The organism is Methylobacterium sp. E-066, from assembly GCF_022829635.1.
GTDB lineage: Bacteria > Pseudomonadota > Alphaproteobacteria > Rhizobiales > Beijerinckiaceae > Methylobacterium.
In genome coordinates, this window is the sequence record NZ_JAKSYO010000074.1 from 1 (window position 1) to 15,372 (window position 15,372).

The window sequence follows — 15,372 nt, forward strand, 5'->3', positions numbered from 1 at the left end:
GGCGCCGCTTCGGCGGTCGTCTCTGTGTTACCGCTCGTGGCCATAGCTGGCCCAATCGAGCGAAGGCCAGCGGCGTCCCTGTCCGAGCTCTGGCAGATGCTGAGCGCCTGCGCTCAGATCACCGGCCTGCCGGCTGGAGCCGCGGGCTCGGAGGTGACGGTCTTGTTCAGCCTGAAGCGGGACGGCAGCCTCTTGGGTCAGCCGCGGATTACCTACTCACACCTGACCGGCGGCCCGGACGAGCAACGGGCGTTCGTAGCTGCGGCACTGTCCGGGATCGCGAGCTGTCTTCCAGCGGCGGTCACGCCCGGACTGGGCAGCGCGATCACCGGGCGGCCGTTCCGGCTGCGCGTTATCAGTCGACGGCCGGAACGCGCAACCTGACCAAGATCGTTCTGGAGTGTCCTACACCGCCTCGACGTTGGGATTATGCGCTACGCCCATCGAAAACGCCCTCAGAAATATTTAATACACCCACCATCATGTTGATTTTATACGTGGCTCAGCACACTGTGCGGTTTCTCCAAACACAGGTGCACCGTGGACCAAATCGTAGAGACCATCGAGGCTCCAGCCATCGATTTCATTGAACTGACGGCGGGTCTCGTCTCTGCCTACGTCTCGAACAATCACCTGCAGCCGGCCGAAATTGCCACCCTGATCGCCAACACGCACGCTGCGTTGGCTGGGCTCAGTCAGGGCAGCGCACCTGATGCCCCGGCGGCCGAGAAGCTCACGTCTGCGCAGGTGCGGAAGTCGATCACGCATGACGCCCTGATCAGCTTCGAGGACGGCAAGCGGTACAAGACCCTCCGCCGCCACCTGACGATCAAGGGGCTCACCCCCGAGGCCTACCGCGAGAAGTGGGGCCTCCCGCGCGACTACCCGATGACGGCTGCCAGCTACTCCGAGCAGCGCTCGGCGCTCGCCAAGAGCTTTGGACTGGGTAACCAGCGCCGGAAGGCTACCCCGAAAGCCGCTAAGTCTGCTGAGACCATCTCCGAGAAGCCGAAGCGCGCTGGGCGGTCGCGGAAGGCCAAGGAAGCCGCCGAGGACTAGGTTTGGTAGCCTACTGCGTCAGCCGTAGGGCACCGATGCTAGCCTGGATCTGCTTGAAGGCTGCAATCAAATCGTCAGACGTATTGGCAATAAAAAACTGGTTCGATGACGAGGCGCAGTTCTTTAAGAGTGTCTGTCCGGCAGCGTCGATTGGGTCGGATGGGATACTGAAACCGATGGTGTAAATCGAAATATTGACTGCCTTGGCATTAGTGCATGCCTGAGCTGTAAGCGCATCTAAGGCATTTCTTGAACTCGCTGTGTCATAAACGTTCTGATTTGATGATGGCAACCGCGAGTTGGCGTTCGTGCCGTTGGCATTTTGGAAATAGCCGGCCGCAAAATACATCGACCCATTCGGCGAATAAGGGTTTGTCGCCCAGCTATTTGTTCCATCGGTCATCAATATGATGATCTTGTTGATAGTTGTTGCATTCGAGCTGTTTGAACTCGAAGAGTAGGCTGCGCCGTCCGCGAAAACGCTAATCGGCGACAGCGTGCGCCACCCCCACATGAAGCCTTCGTGGATGTTCGTCGAGCCGAGAGGCGCCATATTGCTGATAAGGCTTTTCAGGGTTGTGGTATTGTTCGTCAGGCGCTGAAGAGGCTGCGTCGTGCAGCCGAAATTGGGACCGTTTGGTATGCCGGTGGATGAATTTGAAGTAGTAGGCGATGCATTGTATGGGGTAACGTACTTACATGCGCGGCCTTCCGCCGTGTTAAAGGATGTACCTGATGCCATAATCGGGCACGTACCGCTTTTGCTGCTGTTATCGTCGTCAAGGTAACTGTTAAAACTGTAATATGTGTTGTTATTGACGGAAAAACTTGAGTAAGATTTGCTGGCGTCGCCAGGTTCGTCAGGAGCAAACATCGGAACGTAATATGAGTCCTTATTAGAACTTGTGGGCGCGCCGTCCTGCACATTTAGAGGATATGGCAGAGTCTCCAGACAGCCTGCCCAGCCCCAGCCCGAATAGACGCTTTGAAGTTTTGCAAAAATATCGAACCGACTAGTGAACCCAGATCCGCTCGCAGATAATACGTTCGTCCAGTGATAGCTCGACTGGGCATTCTGATCGATCCAAGTCGCGTATTTATAGGTCGATGGGTTAACTGCGACTGCCGCAGCGAACGGCACGATCGAAATTTTGGTCGCATTGGAAAATGCGGCATTTGTATAAACGTAACTGACGAAATTCGTGGCTGCGGTCTGCACGGCCTGTAGCTTGGACTGCCCCCCGCTCGACTCCGCCATTGAACCGGTATTATCGAGGACGAGCGCGATCTCGAACGTCTTGGGCAGGGGCGTTGCGCACCGCGCGGCCGAGCCCGGGTTGAGGCGGGTCGTCCCGGTGAACTTGCCGAAGAACGCTGTCGAGAGCTTGTGGGCTGTCAGAGTGATCTGGCGCGGGTTGCTGGTGATGACCAGCGGGTCGACCACGAGGTTCGCCGCTCCCATCGCGCCGATCATCGCCGTCTGAGCCAGTGTGTTGAGATCGGTGTTCGAGGTGGTGAGCGGCGTCTGGCACAGGAGAAGTGCAGTGCCGTCTGTCGCCGCCTGCAGCTTGGTCTCCAGCCGGGTCGCGAACCCGTAATCGATCGCTGCGCCGGTGAACATGAGCATCGGCACGCTCAGGAAGGCGAACAGGATCGCGACGTTGCCGCCACGTCCCCGCACGAAGCCGAGCGCCCTGGACCAGCGGACACGATCAGGGTGTCGAGCCATCGCAAGCTTTCTGGGTGGTGCCGGGCACGACGACCTCGGTGTAGGTGTTCGTCCCGTAGGTGGTGCCGCCGCGGGTCGGCCACGGGATGGAGGCGGAGAAGGTGAGCTGATTGCCGACGCCTTTGACCAGCTTGACCAGCGCGCTGCCGATCATCGGCGTGTAGGTGATACTGACCTCGGCCAGCACGTAGCGCATGCCCGTGGTTTGGTAGCCCGCAGGGACGAGTAGGTCAGTGGCGGCGCCGGTGGCGCGGGGCTTGGCGTTGCTGTTGGCGACGCTGGAGCAGACCTGCGGGATCAGGTTCAGCTTCTTGAGGTCGACGCCCATGGCGCTGACCACGATCTGGACGTTTGTCGTGTCGAACGGGCGCATCACCTTGGCGGCCGAGGCGATGATGTCGTTCATCAGCGTCGTGCCGACCGGGTTCTGGGTGTCGCCCTGGGCGGTCAGGTCGGCCACGGTGCGGGCAAGTAGGGTCAGCTTGCGCCACTCGTCGATGGCGTGGGCGATCTCCGTCATGCCGGCCCAGATCGAGAGCAGCACCGGCAGGATCACGGCGAATTCCACGAGGGCGCTTGCGCGCTGGTCCCGCCGCAGCCGGGCGGCCCTGCGGACAAGGCGCCTCAGCACGGGCTCGACCCGGTGATCTGGTAGGGTTCTGTCCGGAACACCGCCGTCGAGGTAAGCAGGCTGGAACCGGCTTCAGCGCCAGTGGTGAACTTCCTAGTGCCGAGCCCCATCAGGTTGAACAAGGTCGGGAACTGCACCGCCGCGGTCACCACCACGATCGTGCCGGGCTTGGCGCAGGCGTAGTTCGTGCCGAAATCAGTGGTCCAGGTGCCTGTGGTGGCGTTCACCGGTGTCGACGCGCTGGCGCTGGCGAGCGTGCTGGCGGTGGCGACGTCGATCTTGACGTTCTGGCAGTTGAAGACGGTTGGGATGACAGCATTGCCGCTGCCGCACATCGTCGTCTTCAGCGAGGCGAGCATGGTGGCGGCGTCGGTCTGCCCAGCATTGGCGAGCTGGAACTGCCCGGTGAAGATCGTCCGGACCGCGTTCTGTAGAGCGCGATCGAAATTCTGGGTGGCCCAGATCTGGAACGCGATCTGGAAAACCGCGCCGACCAGGGCCAGGAACGGCAGCGACACAAGAGCGAACTCGACCGCCGCTGCTCCACGCGTATCGCGCAGAAAATTCATGCGCTCAGAGCGGCAAAGATGCTTCGATGGCATCGAGAAACCAGATGTGTATTAGTGAAGCGCTATCCAAATTATTGTTCGACGTATGATCATCTGAATAATTTAAATTTAGTTAAAAAAACTATACGATCTTGATCCTCACTGAGAGTTGATTTCAATCCTATGACAGCTATTAGGTGAGTCTTCTATTCTACTTTGAGTTGTGGCGCAATTCAACCAACAGTCTTATAGAAACCCGCTCTCCGAGTGCCCCTTGAAGGCGTTCACCATGTAGGCACGATCAGCGTCGCCTACCTTGTCGCATCGACACGGACCCGCCGATTGGATCAACGGCTTCCACCCAAGGGCGTGACGTGACCGACGGCGCGAGCTGATCGAGAAAGCGGTTGCAGGCCAAGGCGAGCGCGTCGCTGGATCCCGTTGGCATGACGGCCTGTAACTCGCGCATCAGCCCTGCCACCACAGCGTCTCGCCCGGCCGCGAGGAAGAGATGGCCGTCCCGCTTGTGCACAAGGATCGAGATGACATTCTCGGCGGCGGCGTAGGCCACATCCCTAGAGTCGCTACACATGCACGGTCGCCTACAGAAACCCCGATCCGGAGTGTCCTTTAAAGGCGTTCGCCCGCCGAATGTACCCGACGACCGTCCGCGGATCCCGGTGGCCGGACTGGTCCATGATCCGGGCGAGATCGGCCCCGCGCTCGGCCGCCGTCGTGATGTAGCCGGCCCGCAGGCTGTGCGCCCCGAACGTCGAGGCATCGAGCCCGGCGGCCGTGCAGTATGCCTGCAGGATGTTGGCGACGGATCGGTCCGTGAGGCGAGGCGCAATCTTTGTCACATTGGCGCACTTCCGCACCCTCCCCGACCGTGACACCGGCCGGAACACCGGGCCTTCCGTGATCCCCGCCGCATCGAGCCATTCCCGCACGAGCCGCACGGGCTGGATGTAGCGCCCGGTCGGGATCGCCTTCTCGAACCCCCTGCCCTCCTGATCGACCTTCGACCGGCGGACCGTGACGCGTAGCCCCTCCGGATCTTCGCGTAGGTCCTTGACATCGAGGGCGACGAGTTCGGACCGCCGGAACGCGCCGGCAAACCCGAGCGCCAGCAAAGCGCGGTCTCGCTTGCCTGTCAGGGTATCGGGCGTGCGGGCGAGAAGCATCTGCAGCACGTCGACCGTGGCAGCGGCCTTCTGGTTCGGGGCCGTGCCGATCCGGCGGCGCACGCCTTTCATGGTCGCCCGCACGTCCTCGTCCTCGGTCGGATCCGGCGCCTTCGCCAGCTTGTGCGCGTAGGAGATCGCGGCCAGCCGGCGGCCGATCGTCGAGGCGGACCGCCCGGCCTCGGCCTCGGCCACGAGGAACGCCGCGACCGCCCCGGTCGTCGCCGGCAGAGACCGGAACCCGTACCGGGCGCACCAAGCCTGAAACACCTTCGCGTCCGAGGTGTAGGCTCGCACTGTCGCGTCAGCCTTGCTCGCCTGCTGGTAGGCGCGGACGAGTGCCGCCGCCTCGACTGGGAGGTTCACCAGCACTACAGCCGGAACCGCTGGTAGCTCCTCATTCATTCTTCGTACTGCCTACGGGCATGTTTACTCGGTTCGTTGGGAAAGTCGGGCACACGTCGGCGACGTTCTCGGCGATCCTGACGATCTCGGCGCGGCGCGTACCGTCGAGCTTATCGAAGAGGCCGTAGTCGCGCGTGTCGCACAGGCCCTGACATCGCTCTTGCCAATCCGGCAGGTTGAAGAGGGTTTTCCGCGGCATTGTCTGAACCTGCTGTCGTAGCTCGATCGGCCGCGGAGGTAGCATGCCCTGGTCTCATCGCCCGTATAGCCTCGGCTTAACTTTCTCACCGAACTTGCAATTTGAGCCATCTAAAACTTCCGAGAAAAAACATTATCGGAAGCTAGCCTCGTGATATGGTGATAGCAAGCCGTCGAGACGGAAAGACGCCGAGAGGCTGTGCGTTCAAGGTGTCTCGATGTCCTGCTGGTGAGACGGCCCAACGGCTCTACCTCTCGCTATCGATAAAGCTTGACGGCTCGTTAACCCGACGGCTTTCAAGCTCGCTCGCAAGACGGCAGGACGCTTCGCATGCAAACCATCACGATAGCGGCGAGGAAGGGTGGGGTCGGTAAAACGACCCTCGCCACGCATCTCAGCGTCATCGCCGCTGGGCCGGGCAAGCCGGTGCTGCTGTTCGACACCGATCCGCAGCGGTCGCTGAAATGGTGGTGGGACCTACGCCAGGGCGAGACGCCAGCACTCATCGAGTGCGAAGCACGCGAGCTGCCCAAGATCTTGCCGGCCGCCGAGGGGGAGGGCGTGGCCTACAGCATCATCGACACCCCGCCCCACGCCGAGGCCTCGATCGCCGACGCGATGCGCGTGGCCGACCTCGTGCTCGTGCCGACTCGCCCAGGGCCGTTCGACCTCGCCGCGGTCGCAACGACGCTCGACCTAGCCCAGCGCGTTGGCAAGACGCCGCTGGCGATCATCAACCACGCGCCACCCCGCACAGGCGCGGCCGAGCCCGCAATCGTGTCGGAGGCCCGCGAGACCCTGACCCGCATGGGAGCCACCGTGGCCCGTGCCGTCGTCTCGCAGCGGGTCGCGATGTCTCACGCCGTCATCGGCGGACAGACGGTCAACGAGTTTGAGCCGAACGGCCGAGCGGCCGAGGAAATGCTGGCGCTCTGGGCCGAGGTCCAGGGCATGATGAAGGAGTAGGGGACATGGCCGCCGAACGTCAGTCGCTCACTAGCCTATCGGACCGCCTTGCCCGGAAGGTCACCCCCGAACCGGAGAAGCCGGCCGAACCCGAGGCGTCGCAACCAACAGCGAAGGCCAAGGCCGCGGACGCCCGGGTGCAGATCATCGTCCGCATGACGCCGGCCGAGCGGAAGGCGCTGCGCCAGATCGCGCTCGACCAGGACACGACCGCCCAGGCGCTCGCCGAGGACGCGATCCGCGACGTGCTACGACGTCACGGCTTCAAGGCGTCCTGACACCTAGAACGCTTGCCGTTTCGATCGCGAGACGCCGAGCCGCATTGACGTAGAGACGGCTTGATAGCAAGCCGTCATCATACCAGCCGCGGTGAGGTCGGAAGGGCGCAACGCCGGGTCTACCTTTTCCGCTTCGCAGCCCAGGCGGCCCAAAGTGCGCGGATTTCCTCCTCAGAGATTGTCTCCTCGTGCGGCAGGCTGAGCTGGTGCTTGGCCAAGCGGCCTGAGATCTCCCTGATGATCCGCTCAAGCGCCCCCTGGGGTACTGAGTCGTCGCCGTTGGTGAACCCGTGCTTGGCAAACACCTCATCTGAGATCCGGCCGATCACACGCGGCGTCATGAGGCTCTGGTACAGGCGGTGCAGGGCGACGATGCGCTCGCGGGCCATGTGTAGGTCGTCGGGATAATCGGGTGCATCGAGCCACGCGAAAGGGATCGGTATCTCACTGGCCGCCTGATCGGTCCAAACGGCCGGGTCGAGAGGATTGGATATCAATCCCACTTGGCGCGAAGGCACACCCCCATCCTCTGCGAGCACGATGCGGAAGCCGATGACATTGTTGAGTGTGTAGTGAGCGACGACGCGCCCATTCGCGTCGCTCGCCACGTAGATGGCGTTGAAAATCGGGCCATAGCGCCGTGTTATTTCGGCTGCGTCATACATCGCCCGCGAGTCCAGTTCAGACCGGGTGAAGGTAAAATCGGCGGAGCCACGGAGTACGAAAACTCGAGTTGCTGCGTAGGGTTCGCCACGGACCTCGTTGTTTCCGACGTGCGTAGCCCATAGTGTGAGGGCCGCCTTTGCCATCGAACGGATCGCGTCGGGGCCGCCGAACAGGTAGGTGAAGTTGGCAAAGTCCGGCCGTTGCTCAATCGAATGTGCCGTTGAACGGAAGATCTGCTCCCGTACCTGTTCCTCCGGAAGCTTGAGGATCGCGGCCACATCCGGAATATGCCGGAATATTTCTTCCAATTCGTTGGTGGTAAACTGGACTTCAACTTTGTCGGCGGACGGATATGTGACTTTGAACGGCTTGGCGACGCGGCGCATCGTGCCATCGCCTTTGATATCGATTTTGTCCTGCCCGACCTCGACTCGACGAAGCATCGGCGCCTCGCCGCCAGACCCCGATCGAAGCTGAAACATGTTTCGGATGTGAAGGGTCTGCTTGGCGAGCTCGTCGTCGATCGTTTTCCCGAAGGTTTCATTGCAGATCGAGCAGACCACCTTCCGCGTCGTCTTTCGGCCCCCGAAAGAGTCCAGCAGGATGTGCTCCGGCTTCGTGTCCTGCCTTAACTCAGCATCGCAGAATATGCAGCGTGGCATCCTTGCGCTCGAATTTGGGATTGGAGGCCGGGCGAGCTGTGATGATATGGCCGCCCGGCCGGTGCGCCTATCGAATTCCTTGACGATCGTGTGCGAACGGCTTTCGAGAGGCAGCAGGCATACAGGAAGAGCAAGGCGGCATGACACGCGAGATCGTCCTCGACACCGAGACCACCAGCACGGACGCCAAGGTCGAGCGCATCATCGAGGTCGGCTGCGTCGAGCTGATCAACCACATGCAGACGGGCCGGACCTTCCACCGCTACTGCAACCCGCAGAGGGCGGTTCACCCGGACGCCTTCGCGGTGCATGGCCTGTCCGATGGCTTCCTGGCCGACAAGCCGCTGTTCGCCACGATCGTGCCCGAGCTGCAGGCCTTCATCGGCGACGGCACGCTAGTGATCCACAACGCGCCCTTTGACATCGGCTTCCTCAACGCCGAGTATGCCCGGCTCCCCGAGCCGCGGCCGCCGGCGATCAAGCTGGACGACGTGGTCGACACGCTCCTCCTCGCCCGGCGCAAGCACGCGGGCGCCGCCAACAACCTCGACGCCCTCTGCAGCCGCTACGGGATCGACCGCAGCCGGCGCACCAAGCACGGGGCGCTCCTCGATGCCCAGATCCTGGCCGAGGTCTATGTCGAGCTCTTGGGTGGCAAGCAGACCGGCTTCGACTTGGCGCCCGTCCTCGCCACCCCGGTCCAATCTGCCATGGACGCCGCCCGGCTTGTGGCGCCGCGCGTGTTCAAATCCCGGCTGACCGATGCTGAGCGGGAGCGCCACACGGCATTCGTCGGCACGCTCAAGACACCGGTCTGGGCTGACTACATCAGCGAGACGGACAGCTGATGGCCGACGCTCAGTTCCGCACCGCAATCCTGTTGGCGCACCCGGTGAAGGGATGAGCGACCACTCGCTAGAAGCCCGGGTAAAATGGAAGATCCGCCTCGTGGAATTCCTGTTGCCCCATCTGAAGGGCGACGAGGCGGAACGAGACGGTGTGCTCAATGCGGTGCTGATGGCACTCGATACCGCTCACGCCGAGGGGATCGAGTACGCTGCCCGTTTCTGCCGGACTGTCGGAACGGGCGCGCCGCAGCATGGCGAAGCGGCCAAGGCCTTGGCGGACGTGCTTGAGACCATAGCCGCCCGCGTGGATGACGAAGCGGTCGATGCGGCTCGTCGATGGCAGGACGAGCCTTGAGTGGCTCACCGGATACCGAGCATGGGCGCGCCGCAGTCCAGCACATGATGCGCCGCCTCGACGGGTTCGCCCGCGGGCTCGGGCTAGACGAAGCGACCACGCGCGCGATCGTGGAGAGGGTTGTCGCCGACAGGCCCGAGCAGACTGACGAGGAGCGCAGCATCGAGGCCCGCTGCCGCATGATCGTTGCATCCGCCTGAACCCATGACCGAGGATTACGACCCGACACTCGAAGCCTTGGCGGCGCTGCAGGCGCATGGCCATAACGTCGAGCCGGACGAGGAGTCCGAGCGTTGGCGGATCGACGGCCGGGAGTGGATCTCGCACGGCGACCTATTAGCGCTCGCCCTGCGCCTTGGCCTCGTAGATGGTCCTGGGCTGGTGCAGTAGCTTACCGTCGTGCCCCAGCAAGCCGTCCGGGTGATCATATGTTCGGCTCGAAGCGACCCTCGATCAAACGCGCGTATTCGGCTTCCGCCACGCCGTAGCTGTCACCCGCGAGGTCGAGCAGGCCATCGCGGCTGATGATCTCGACGCTACCGCGGTGCTTCCGCACGAAGCCACCTTCGGCCAGGACCCGCAACGCTGCTGTCACCCCCGGACGCTCGACGCCCAGCATGTACGACATGAAATCCTGCGTGACCGTCACTCGACCGCCGTCGATCCGGTCGTGACACATCAGCAGCCATCGGGCGAGGCGGACTGCGGTGTTGCCCCGCACGTTCACGAACGCCGTCTGTGCCGTCTGGACGAACTGCGCCTGGATGAAGCGATGGAGGACCCCACGCAGGACCGGGCGCCGTTCCACCTCAACACGCAGCACCGCCGCGTCGATACTGAGCATGTGCCCGGCCATCTGCACGAAGTGGGTATGTGGACTGCGGTCATCGTCGAGCAGGATCGGGGCGGCGCCGACCAGACCTTCTCGGCCGATCAGCCCGATCTCGACACGGCCGCTGGGTCCATCGCTGGTGATCGAGACGAAACCTTCCTCCGGGAAATGGACGGTCTCTATCACCGTATGGGAGGCGATCAGGACGTGCCGTAGAGGCATTTCCTCGGCTCGCAACGCAGGTCGTAGGGCCTCGAAATCATCTGACGGGAGTGCCTTGAGAAGGCGGTTGCACAGCTCGGCTTGTCTGAGAACTTCCACGGCTGCTCGCTTGCAAGGGGCAAGAGCACACGCGGTCCCTCAATCACCAGCGCCCTGAATACGGCTGACAATCGACTCGATTTTGTGTTTTATTGGTGGTTTACAACTATCATTTGTTGTTTAGTTGAATAATATGATTTTAGTACGTCAAAAGACATTTATCAGGTGCTGAGGTAATAAAAATCATCACTCAGGTATATCTTTTATTTAAATTTGCCATTGCAAAATTTATTAGCGATGCGACGTGACCTCGGCTTCGCTGGGGTTTCTCGCGTGTAGATTTCGCCACTGAGGCCGAGACGCACGTGTTGACACAACCCCGGCGGATCGAGGCCATGGGAGTGCCACGTCATAGCAGTAGACACATTCTAGCATCGCGAAGGCAGTTGCGAAAAAGCGGAAATAAGACAATGCTTACAGCGCGATCGAATTGTACAATTCTTACATTCAACATTCCAGTTAACCATTCCTCTGGCTTCGAATGCTATGAGATACGCTTCAAATCTAGATGTCGGTGCGGGGGCTTGCATAGTGGTTGACGCCGCCACCGGGGCAAATGCAACGCCGTCTATGCTTGTCGTAGATCGTCCGGTGATCGAGAAATGCCTCATCATCATCGCGGCACGAACGAGCTACCGTTGATGTATAGGCTGTCCGATCCGGTAGAGTGTGTCACGCGCCCCAGAACCACCAACTCAGCGCGACTCGCTGAGTTGGACGCCTATGGCATTCTCGACACCGCTCCAGAGGACGGGTTCGAGGATATCGTGCAATTGGCGGCCTCAGTCTGTGCCGCCCCAGTGGCGCTGGTGAGCTTGGTGGCCGCTGACCGGCAATGGTTCAAAGCCCGCGTCGGTTTCCCCGCATGCGAGACGGACCTCAACTCTTCCGTCTGCGCTCATGCACTGACCGCACCGGACATGCTCGTGATCCCGGACCTCACGGCAGACTACCGCACCCGAGCTAATCCGCTGGTCACAGGCGATCCTCGCATCCGGTTCTATGCCGGTGTACCGCTGCGCTCGCCGGAGGGGCATGCACTCGGCAGCCTATGCGTGATCGACACAACGCCCCGTCCAGGCGGTCTGACCGGTGAGCAGGCCGACAATCTCCGGCGGCTCGCCCGCCACGTCATGGCCATAATGAACGAGCGCCGCCAACTTGTGCGACTGCGGATCAGCGAGGACCGCCTGTCCAACGCTTTCGCCCGTCAAGTGGCCTTGACCGAGATCGGCGACCATCTGCGCGACCTCTCGACCATCCCACAGATGAGCGCCGCCGCTGCCGAGATCGTCGGCCGAACCCTGGAGGCCAGTCGCGCCGGGTACGGCGAATTAGACGCGACAGGCGCAGTCATCGAGGTTCTGGCGGACTGGACGCCCTCCGGGGCCAGAAACCTTTTGGGGATGCATCGCTTCGGCGATTACGGGACCTTGGGTCCGGTGGTAGCCCGTGGCGAGACGCTCGCGATCGGGGACTTGGATGCCGACCCGCTCACGGCCGACGACGCCCGAACTTTCCGCAGGTTCGACATTCGAGCCTTGCTCAACGTGCCGATCCAGGAGCAGGGCCGGACGGTCGCCATGCTTTACGTCCACGACACCAAGCCGCGGGCTTGGTCCCCTGAAGAGGTAGTCTTCGCCCGCAACGTCGCCGATCGGGTTCTGGTGGGCGTAGCGCGCCTACGGGCCGAGGAGCAGCAGGGTATTCTCAACCGTGAACTCAGCCACCGTATGAAGAACACACTGGCGATGGTGCAGGCTATCGCCACACAGACGATGCGCAACGCGGTGGATCTGGAGGCGGCGCAGGGCATACTGTCGGCGCGCTTGGTCGCTTTGGGCCGAGCGCACGACATGCTGCTTGATCAGACCGGGGCGAGCGCGGACCTCGCCGAGGTAATCCGGCAATCTCTGGCGATCCATGATGACGCTCAGGCTGGACGGCTGCGGCTCGAAGGCCCTCCGGTCAGGATTGGCTCCAAGCCCGCCCTGTCGCTGACGCTGGTGATCCACGAACTTGCTACCAACGCCGTCAAGTATGGCGCTCTCTCCACTGCGGAAGGCTACGTGCAGGTACGCTGGAGCATCGAGCCGACCGAAAAGGGGGCGATCCTGAACCTCCGGTGGAGCGAACATGAAGGGCCGCCGGTCACGCCACCGCAGCGGCGCGGGTTCGGATCGCGCTTGATCGAACGCGGCTTGGCAGGCTCGATCGGCGGCGGGATCGTACTGAGCTACCCCCCGGAAGGTGTGGTGTGCGAGATGTCGGCCGCGCTGGCTGAGATCGAGGCCGATGCCTGACGATGCCCTGGCCAAGGCAGATGCGAGGTGTGGGACGAGAACCAGGCTACGTCTGAGCGGCGGTTGTGATCCGGTTCGCGACGGGCGCAGTCTGCATCCCGCCCTCGATCATCGCGACGAGGTCGGCTTCGGTCAGCGGCTGCCCGTTCGGCCCGGTGACGCTGATGTTCTCATAGCTCGCTGCCTGGAAGTCGCGCAGCTTCTTGAGCGCCCATTCCGGCGTCGGGCAGTTGTAGGTCACGGTCCCGTGGGACCTTTTCGCCTTCACGATGAAGGGCGCCGCGGTCGTCATTCGATCTCGATACCCGCAGCGCCCAGGATGGCGCGCTGCTTCAGAATGCCGATGCGATGGGTTCGGATTGCGTGCTCGACTTGGGTCACGTCCTGATCGTCGGCTGCACGCAGGATGGCAACGGCGTCGGACAGAGCCGCGATGGCGAACTCGTCCAGCATGATGTTGAACGCCAGCCGTTGGCGCATTCGGGCGCAAGGGCAGTCAGGCTGGCGCTTCGGCTGTGACATAACACAACAACGAGCGGCATCATGGGTGGTTCTGCCCCGCCGCCCGATCTGATCACGGGCTGGCGGGGGAGGTCGTCGATCTCACCGGCGTTCCGGCAGGATGGTCGCCTGCGGTTGAGCGAGCGTGAACGGGCGCCCTTGCAAACGAGCCGCAATGGCAAGGCTTTTTAGCCGGGTCTTTCGTTAGCGGTTCCAGCGACGGTAGATGTTGTCATGTGGGCCGACGTCGACCGCCTCAAAATGATCGTCTTCAATTTTGCGAAGGATGATCCGATCACCGCTTTGTGGGTCAATGATGTGGTATCCGGGGGCGCCAGCAAGAGAACGAAAGTCCAAGCTCGGCAGCTCAGGTGTAGCCGAGAACTTCGCCAGCGCTCGCGCTGCACCCTTCTGTCGATGCGGTGGCAACCCCTTCAGCGCCTTTAGGAAGCTTGGCGTAAGCTTGACGCGAACGGTCACGCCACCGCGCCAAGTAGGTACGCTTCTAAATCATCAGCGTTGTCGAATGTCGGGCCGCCGCGAGTTTCCGGGTCGAGTTCAGCGCGTAAGGCTCGCAAGAACAACGCGAACTCTTTGCCATTCGCGAGAAATCTTTGGCCGATATCGGTTAGCCGCCTTTGCCTCTTACTGTAGGCGATTTGGTCTGCTGGAGACATGCCTTTCCGGGCGCGATGGATTTGCTTATTTATTTTCTCAACATCGCGAAGTTCGCTTCGAATATTTTTTTCGTATAGATCTACGAGCATGTTGGCGTCGCGGAACGTGAACCACGGCTGCTCCTCGTGGGCGGCGCGCCACAGAAGCGTGCGCAAGGCATGCCCGCGTTCGATCCAGCCTGTGAGTTCACGCTCACTCTGATCAATGAATGCGTCGTAGGACTGCTCGAAGGCGCTGCTGCCGGCCGCAACGGGCGGTGCACCGACTATGGCAGGGGGCTGCCACGTCAGATGGTGCATTAGATCGAGAAGTGCGGCGTCGGGCATCATCGGTCTCCAGATCGCTATATAGCACCTGCCCCTGAGGAAAGCGGATGCTTGGCCGGCTGTGCTGATATAGCCGCCCGGCCGAAGGCAATTAATGGCTTCGCTTCGCCTTCGCGGCGTCGAGTTGCACCCGCAGGTCGGCGAATAGGGCTTGCGCCGCCTCAGGCTGCATCCCTAGGAACCCCTCAGGCAGCCCCTCAAGGCGGGAGACCAGATCCGCCAGTAGTCGGATTTCCGTCTCCCCAAGTTCGCGCCCACCATCCGCGACTTTCTCGGCGATCGTCTCAACCTCCCTCACATTCGTCATCAGCGCCGCGATTTGCAGGCGGATTTGCGTCGCGTGGTTGTTCAGCAGGCCTGCCAAGGATGCGGCGTGCTCCGGCTTTAGCTCGATCATCCCGACACCTTTTCATCGCCCCGCAGCCGCACGCCGGGCCCCTCGCAGTTCTCCTCGATGAAGATGACGCCTGCGGCTTGGAGGCTGGGGATCATAGCGGGCGCTGAGCCACCGTCAGCGCAACTGCGAGGACAAGCAGCGTAGCCCAGAACATGGCAACGCTACTCCACCACAACATGCGATCGAACAAATGGGCGGTAGGAGTGTCCCCGGCGGTATCTCGGATTTTCGCCCGTGGGTCCTTGAGCAGGCGTGTCAGGCTATCAGGAAGGTGGGGTTGTATCCGGTCACACTTTGAAGGCTCGTCGGCCATACCCACGCCTCCCTATCTGTTCCTCAGTCACTGGGATTGCCCCTGTTTGGTGGACACCGAGAACGCTTTCGCGTGAGGTGTTTGTCAAATGCCGAAGAGTCGTCCCCCTTACCCCACCGAGTTCCGCCGACAGATGGTCGAGTTGGCCCGCGCCGGGCGTGATCCAAACGA

General features: G+C 61.9%; 22 protein-coding genes. 9 read left to right on the forward strand and 13 right to left on the reverse strand.

What is annotated here, in order from left to right:
- Both MKL20_RS08410 and MKL20_RS08415 read left to right on the forward strand, forming a co-directional pair.
- Positions 1-384: hypothetical protein (locus MKL20_RS08410; protein WP_279594614.1), on the forward strand; the 384-nt coding region annotated here is incomplete at its 5' end.
- Between the two features lie 156 nt (positions 385-540).
- Positions 541-1,059, forward strand: a complete 519-nt coding sequence (locus tag MKL20_RS08415) for a MucR family transcriptional regulator (RefSeq protein WP_244036295.1) — start codon at positions 541-543, stop codon at positions 1,057-1,059.
- 10 nt (positions 1,060-1,069) lie between these two features.
- Here MKL20_RS08415 and MKL20_RS08420 read toward each other — a convergent pair whose 3' ends face one another.
- From MKL20_RS08420 to MKL20_RS08445, 6 genes are all read right to left on the reverse strand, one after another.
- Positions 1,070-2,788: a TadE/TadG family type IV pilus assembly protein gene (locus MKL20_RS08420; protein WP_244036296.1), complete on the reverse strand. Its 1,719-nt coding sequence runs from the start codon at positions 2,786-2,788 to the stop codon at positions 1,070-1,072.
- Positions 2,772-3,419: a TadE/TadG family type IV pilus assembly protein gene (locus tag MKL20_RS08425; RefSeq protein ID WP_244036297.1), complete on the reverse strand. Its 648-nt coding sequence runs from the start codon at positions 3,417-3,419 to the stop codon at positions 2,772-2,774. Before MKL20_RS08425 ends, MKL20_RS08420 begins: the two co-directional genes overlap by 17 nt.
- The gene (locus MKL20_RS08430; RefSeq protein ID WP_244036298.1) at positions 3,413-3,988 is read right to left on the reverse strand and encodes a TadE/TadG family type IV pilus assembly protein; all 576 of its coding nucleotides are present in this window, start codon (positions 3,986-3,988) and stop codon (positions 3,413-3,415) included. The genes MKL20_RS08425 and MKL20_RS08430 overlap by 7 nt, the downstream gene beginning before the upstream one ends.
- A gap of 280 nt (positions 3,989-4,268) precedes the next feature.
- Positions 4,269-4,538, reverse strand: coding sequence for a hypothetical protein (locus MKL20_RS08435; RefSeq protein WP_244036299.1), 270 nt, complete (start codon positions 4,536-4,538; stop codon positions 4,269-4,271).
- A 31-nt stretch (positions 4,539-4,569) separates the two neighbouring features.
- Entirely contained in the window at positions 4,570-5,517 is a 948-nt protein-coding gene (locus MKL20_RS08440) for a site-specific integrase (protein ID WP_244036300.1), read from the reverse strand.
- 31 nt (positions 5,518-5,548) lie between these two features.
- Positions 5,549-5,755, reverse strand: coding sequence for a hypothetical protein (locus MKL20_RS08445; protein WP_244036301.1), 207 nt, complete (start codon positions 5,753-5,755; stop codon positions 5,549-5,551).
- 330 nt (positions 5,756-6,085) lie between these two features.
- Here MKL20_RS08445 and MKL20_RS08450 point away from each other — a divergent pair, with 330 nt between their 5' ends.
- The gene (locus MKL20_RS08450) at positions 6,086-6,721 is read left to right on the forward strand and encodes a ParA family protein (RefSeq protein WP_244036302.1); all 636 of its coding nucleotides are present in this window, start codon (positions 6,086-6,088) and stop codon (positions 6,719-6,721) included.
- A gap of 5 nt (positions 6,722-6,726) precedes the next feature.
- A complete protein-coding gene (locus tag MKL20_RS08455; protein ID WP_244036303.1) occupies positions 6,727-6,999 on the forward strand; it encodes a ribbon-helix-helix domain-containing protein in 273 nt (90 codons plus the stop codon).
- 119 nt (positions 7,000-7,118) lie between these two features.
- Here the strand turns inward: MKL20_RS08455 and MKL20_RS08460 are convergent, their stop codons facing one another.
- Positions 7,119-8,327 carry an HNH endonuclease gene (locus tag MKL20_RS08460; protein WP_244036304.1) on the reverse strand — a complete coding sequence of 403 codons (1,209 nt, stop codon included), beginning with the start codon at positions 8,325-8,327 and terminating at the stop codon, positions 7,119-7,121.
- Between the two features lie 140 nt (positions 8,328-8,467).
- On the opposite strand from MKL20_RS08460, the gene dnaQ reads away from it, so the two are divergent.
- The 4 genes from dnaQ to MKL20_RS08480 are packed head-to-tail and all read left to right on the forward strand — an operon-like array spanning position 8,468 to position 9,920.
- Positions 8,468-9,175 carry a DNA polymerase III subunit epsilon gene (gene dnaQ / locus MKL20_RS08465; protein ID WP_244036305.1) on the forward strand — a complete coding sequence of 236 codons (708 nt, stop codon included), beginning with the start codon at positions 8,468-8,470 and terminating at the stop codon, positions 9,173-9,175.
- Positions 9,176-9,227: 52 nt separating this feature from the next.
- Complete coding sequence (locus tag MKL20_RS08470; RefSeq protein WP_244036306.1) at positions 9,228-9,530, forward strand: hypothetical protein; 303 nt, start codon at positions 9,228-9,230, stop codon at positions 9,528-9,530.
- Positions 9,527-9,730, forward strand: a complete 204-nt coding sequence (locus MKL20_RS08475) for a hypothetical protein (protein ID WP_244036307.1) — start codon at positions 9,527-9,529, stop codon at positions 9,728-9,730. Before MKL20_RS08470 ends, MKL20_RS08475 begins: the two co-directional genes overlap by 4 nt.
- Positions 9,731-9,734: 4 nt before the next feature.
- On the forward strand, positions 9,735-9,920 hold the full coding sequence (locus MKL20_RS08480) for a hypothetical protein (protein ID WP_243956803.1): 186 nt from the start codon (positions 9,735-9,737) through the stop codon (positions 9,918-9,920).
- Positions 9,921-9,954: 34 nt separating this feature from the next.
- Here MKL20_RS08480 and MKL20_RS08485 read toward each other — a convergent pair whose 3' ends face one another.
- The gene (locus MKL20_RS08485; protein WP_244036308.1) at positions 9,955-10,683 is read right to left on the reverse strand and encodes a Crp/Fnr family transcriptional regulator; all 729 of its coding nucleotides are present in this window, start codon (positions 10,681-10,683) and stop codon (positions 9,955-9,957) included.
- 641 nt (positions 10,684-11,324) lie between these two features.
- Here MKL20_RS08485 and MKL20_RS08490 point away from each other — a divergent pair.
- The gene (locus tag MKL20_RS08490; protein WP_409568135.1) at positions 11,325-12,986 is read left to right on the forward strand and encodes a sensor histidine kinase; all 1,662 of its coding nucleotides are present in this window, start codon (positions 11,325-11,327) and stop codon (positions 12,984-12,986) included.
- 46 nt (positions 12,987-13,032) lie between these two features.
- Here the strand turns inward: MKL20_RS08490 and MKL20_RS08495 are convergent, their stop codons facing one another.
- From MKL20_RS08495 to MKL20_RS08515, 5 genes are all read right to left on the reverse strand, one after another.
- Positions 13,033-13,278: a hypothetical protein gene (locus MKL20_RS08495; protein WP_244036310.1), complete on the reverse strand. Its 246-nt coding sequence runs from the start codon at positions 13,276-13,278 to the stop codon at positions 13,033-13,035.
- On the reverse strand, positions 13,275-13,466 hold the full coding sequence (locus MKL20_RS08500) for a hypothetical protein (protein ID WP_244036311.1): 192 nt from the start codon (positions 13,464-13,466) through the stop codon (positions 13,275-13,277). Before MKL20_RS08500 ends, MKL20_RS08495 begins: the two co-directional genes overlap by 4 nt.
- 225 nt (positions 13,467-13,691) lie before the next feature.
- Positions 13,692-13,967: a type II toxin-antitoxin system RelE family toxin gene (locus MKL20_RS08505; RefSeq protein ID WP_244036312.1), complete on the reverse strand. Its 276-nt coding sequence runs from the start codon at positions 13,965-13,967 to the stop codon at positions 13,692-13,694.
- Positions 13,964-14,494 carry a hypothetical protein gene (locus tag MKL20_RS08510; protein WP_244036313.1) on the reverse strand — a complete coding sequence of 177 codons (531 nt, stop codon included), beginning with the start codon at positions 14,492-14,494 and terminating at the stop codon, positions 13,964-13,966. Before MKL20_RS08510 ends, MKL20_RS08505 begins: the two co-directional genes overlap by 4 nt.
- 88 nt (positions 14,495-14,582) lie before the next feature.
- Positions 14,583-14,888: a hypothetical protein gene (locus MKL20_RS08515; protein ID WP_244036314.1), complete on the reverse strand. Its 306-nt coding sequence runs from the start codon at positions 14,886-14,888 to the stop codon at positions 14,583-14,585.
- Positions 14,889-15,372: the final 484 nt, after the last annotated feature.

Coding starts and splice junctions, on each gene's coding strand:
- MKL20_RS08420 (WP_244036296.1), bottom strand. CDS start 2,788: ATGGCTCGACACCCTGATCGTGTCCGCTGGTCCAGGGCGCTCGGCTTC.
- MKL20_RS08430 (WP_244036298.1), bottom strand. CDS start 3,988: ATGAATTTTCTGCGCGATACGCGTGGAGCAGCGGCGGTCGAGTTCGCT.
- MKL20_RS08445 (WP_244036301.1), bottom strand. CDS start 5,755: ATGCCGCGGAAAACCCTCTTCAACCTGCCGGATTGGCAAGAGCGATGT.
- MKL20_RS08450 (WP_244036302.1), top strand. CDS start 6,086: ATGCAAACCATCACGATAGCGGCGAGGAAGGGTGGGGTCGGTAAAACG.
- MKL20_RS08455 (WP_244036303.1), top strand. CDS start 6,727: ATGGCCGCCGAACGTCAGTCGCTCACTAGCCTATCGGACCGCCTTGCC.
- MKL20_RS08460 (WP_244036304.1), bottom strand. CDS start 8,327: ATGCCACGCTGCATATTCTGCGATGCTGAGTTAAGGCAGGACACGAAG.
- dnaQ (WP_244036305.1), top strand. CDS start 8,468: ATGACACGCGAGATCGTCCTCGACACCGAGACCACCAGCACGGACGCC.
- MKL20_RS08470 (WP_244036306.1), top strand. CDS start 9,228: ATGAGCGACCACTCGCTAGAAGCCCGGGTAAAATGGAAGATCCGCCTC.
- MKL20_RS08480 (WP_243956803.1), top strand. CDS start 9,735: ATGACCGAGGATTACGACCCGACACTCGAAGCCTTGGCGGCGCTGCAG.
- MKL20_RS08490 (WP_409568135.1), top strand. CDS start 11,325: ATGTATAGGCTGTCCGATCCGGTAGAGTGTGTCACGCGCCCCAGAACC.
- MKL20_RS08495 (WP_244036310.1), bottom strand. CDS start 13,278: ATGACGACCGCGGCGCCCTTCATCGTGAAGGCGAAAAGGTCCCACGGG.
- MKL20_RS08500 (WP_244036311.1), bottom strand. CDS start 13,466: ATGCGCCAACGGCTGGCGTTCAACATCATGCTGGACGAGTTCGCCATC.
- MKL20_RS08510 (WP_244036313.1), bottom strand. CDS start 14,494: ATGATGCCCGACGCCGCACTTCTCGATCTAATGCACCATCTGACGTGG.
- MKL20_RS08515 (WP_244036314.1), bottom strand. CDS start 14,888: ATGATCGAGCTAAAGCCGGAGCACGCCGCATCCTTGGCAGGCCTGCTG.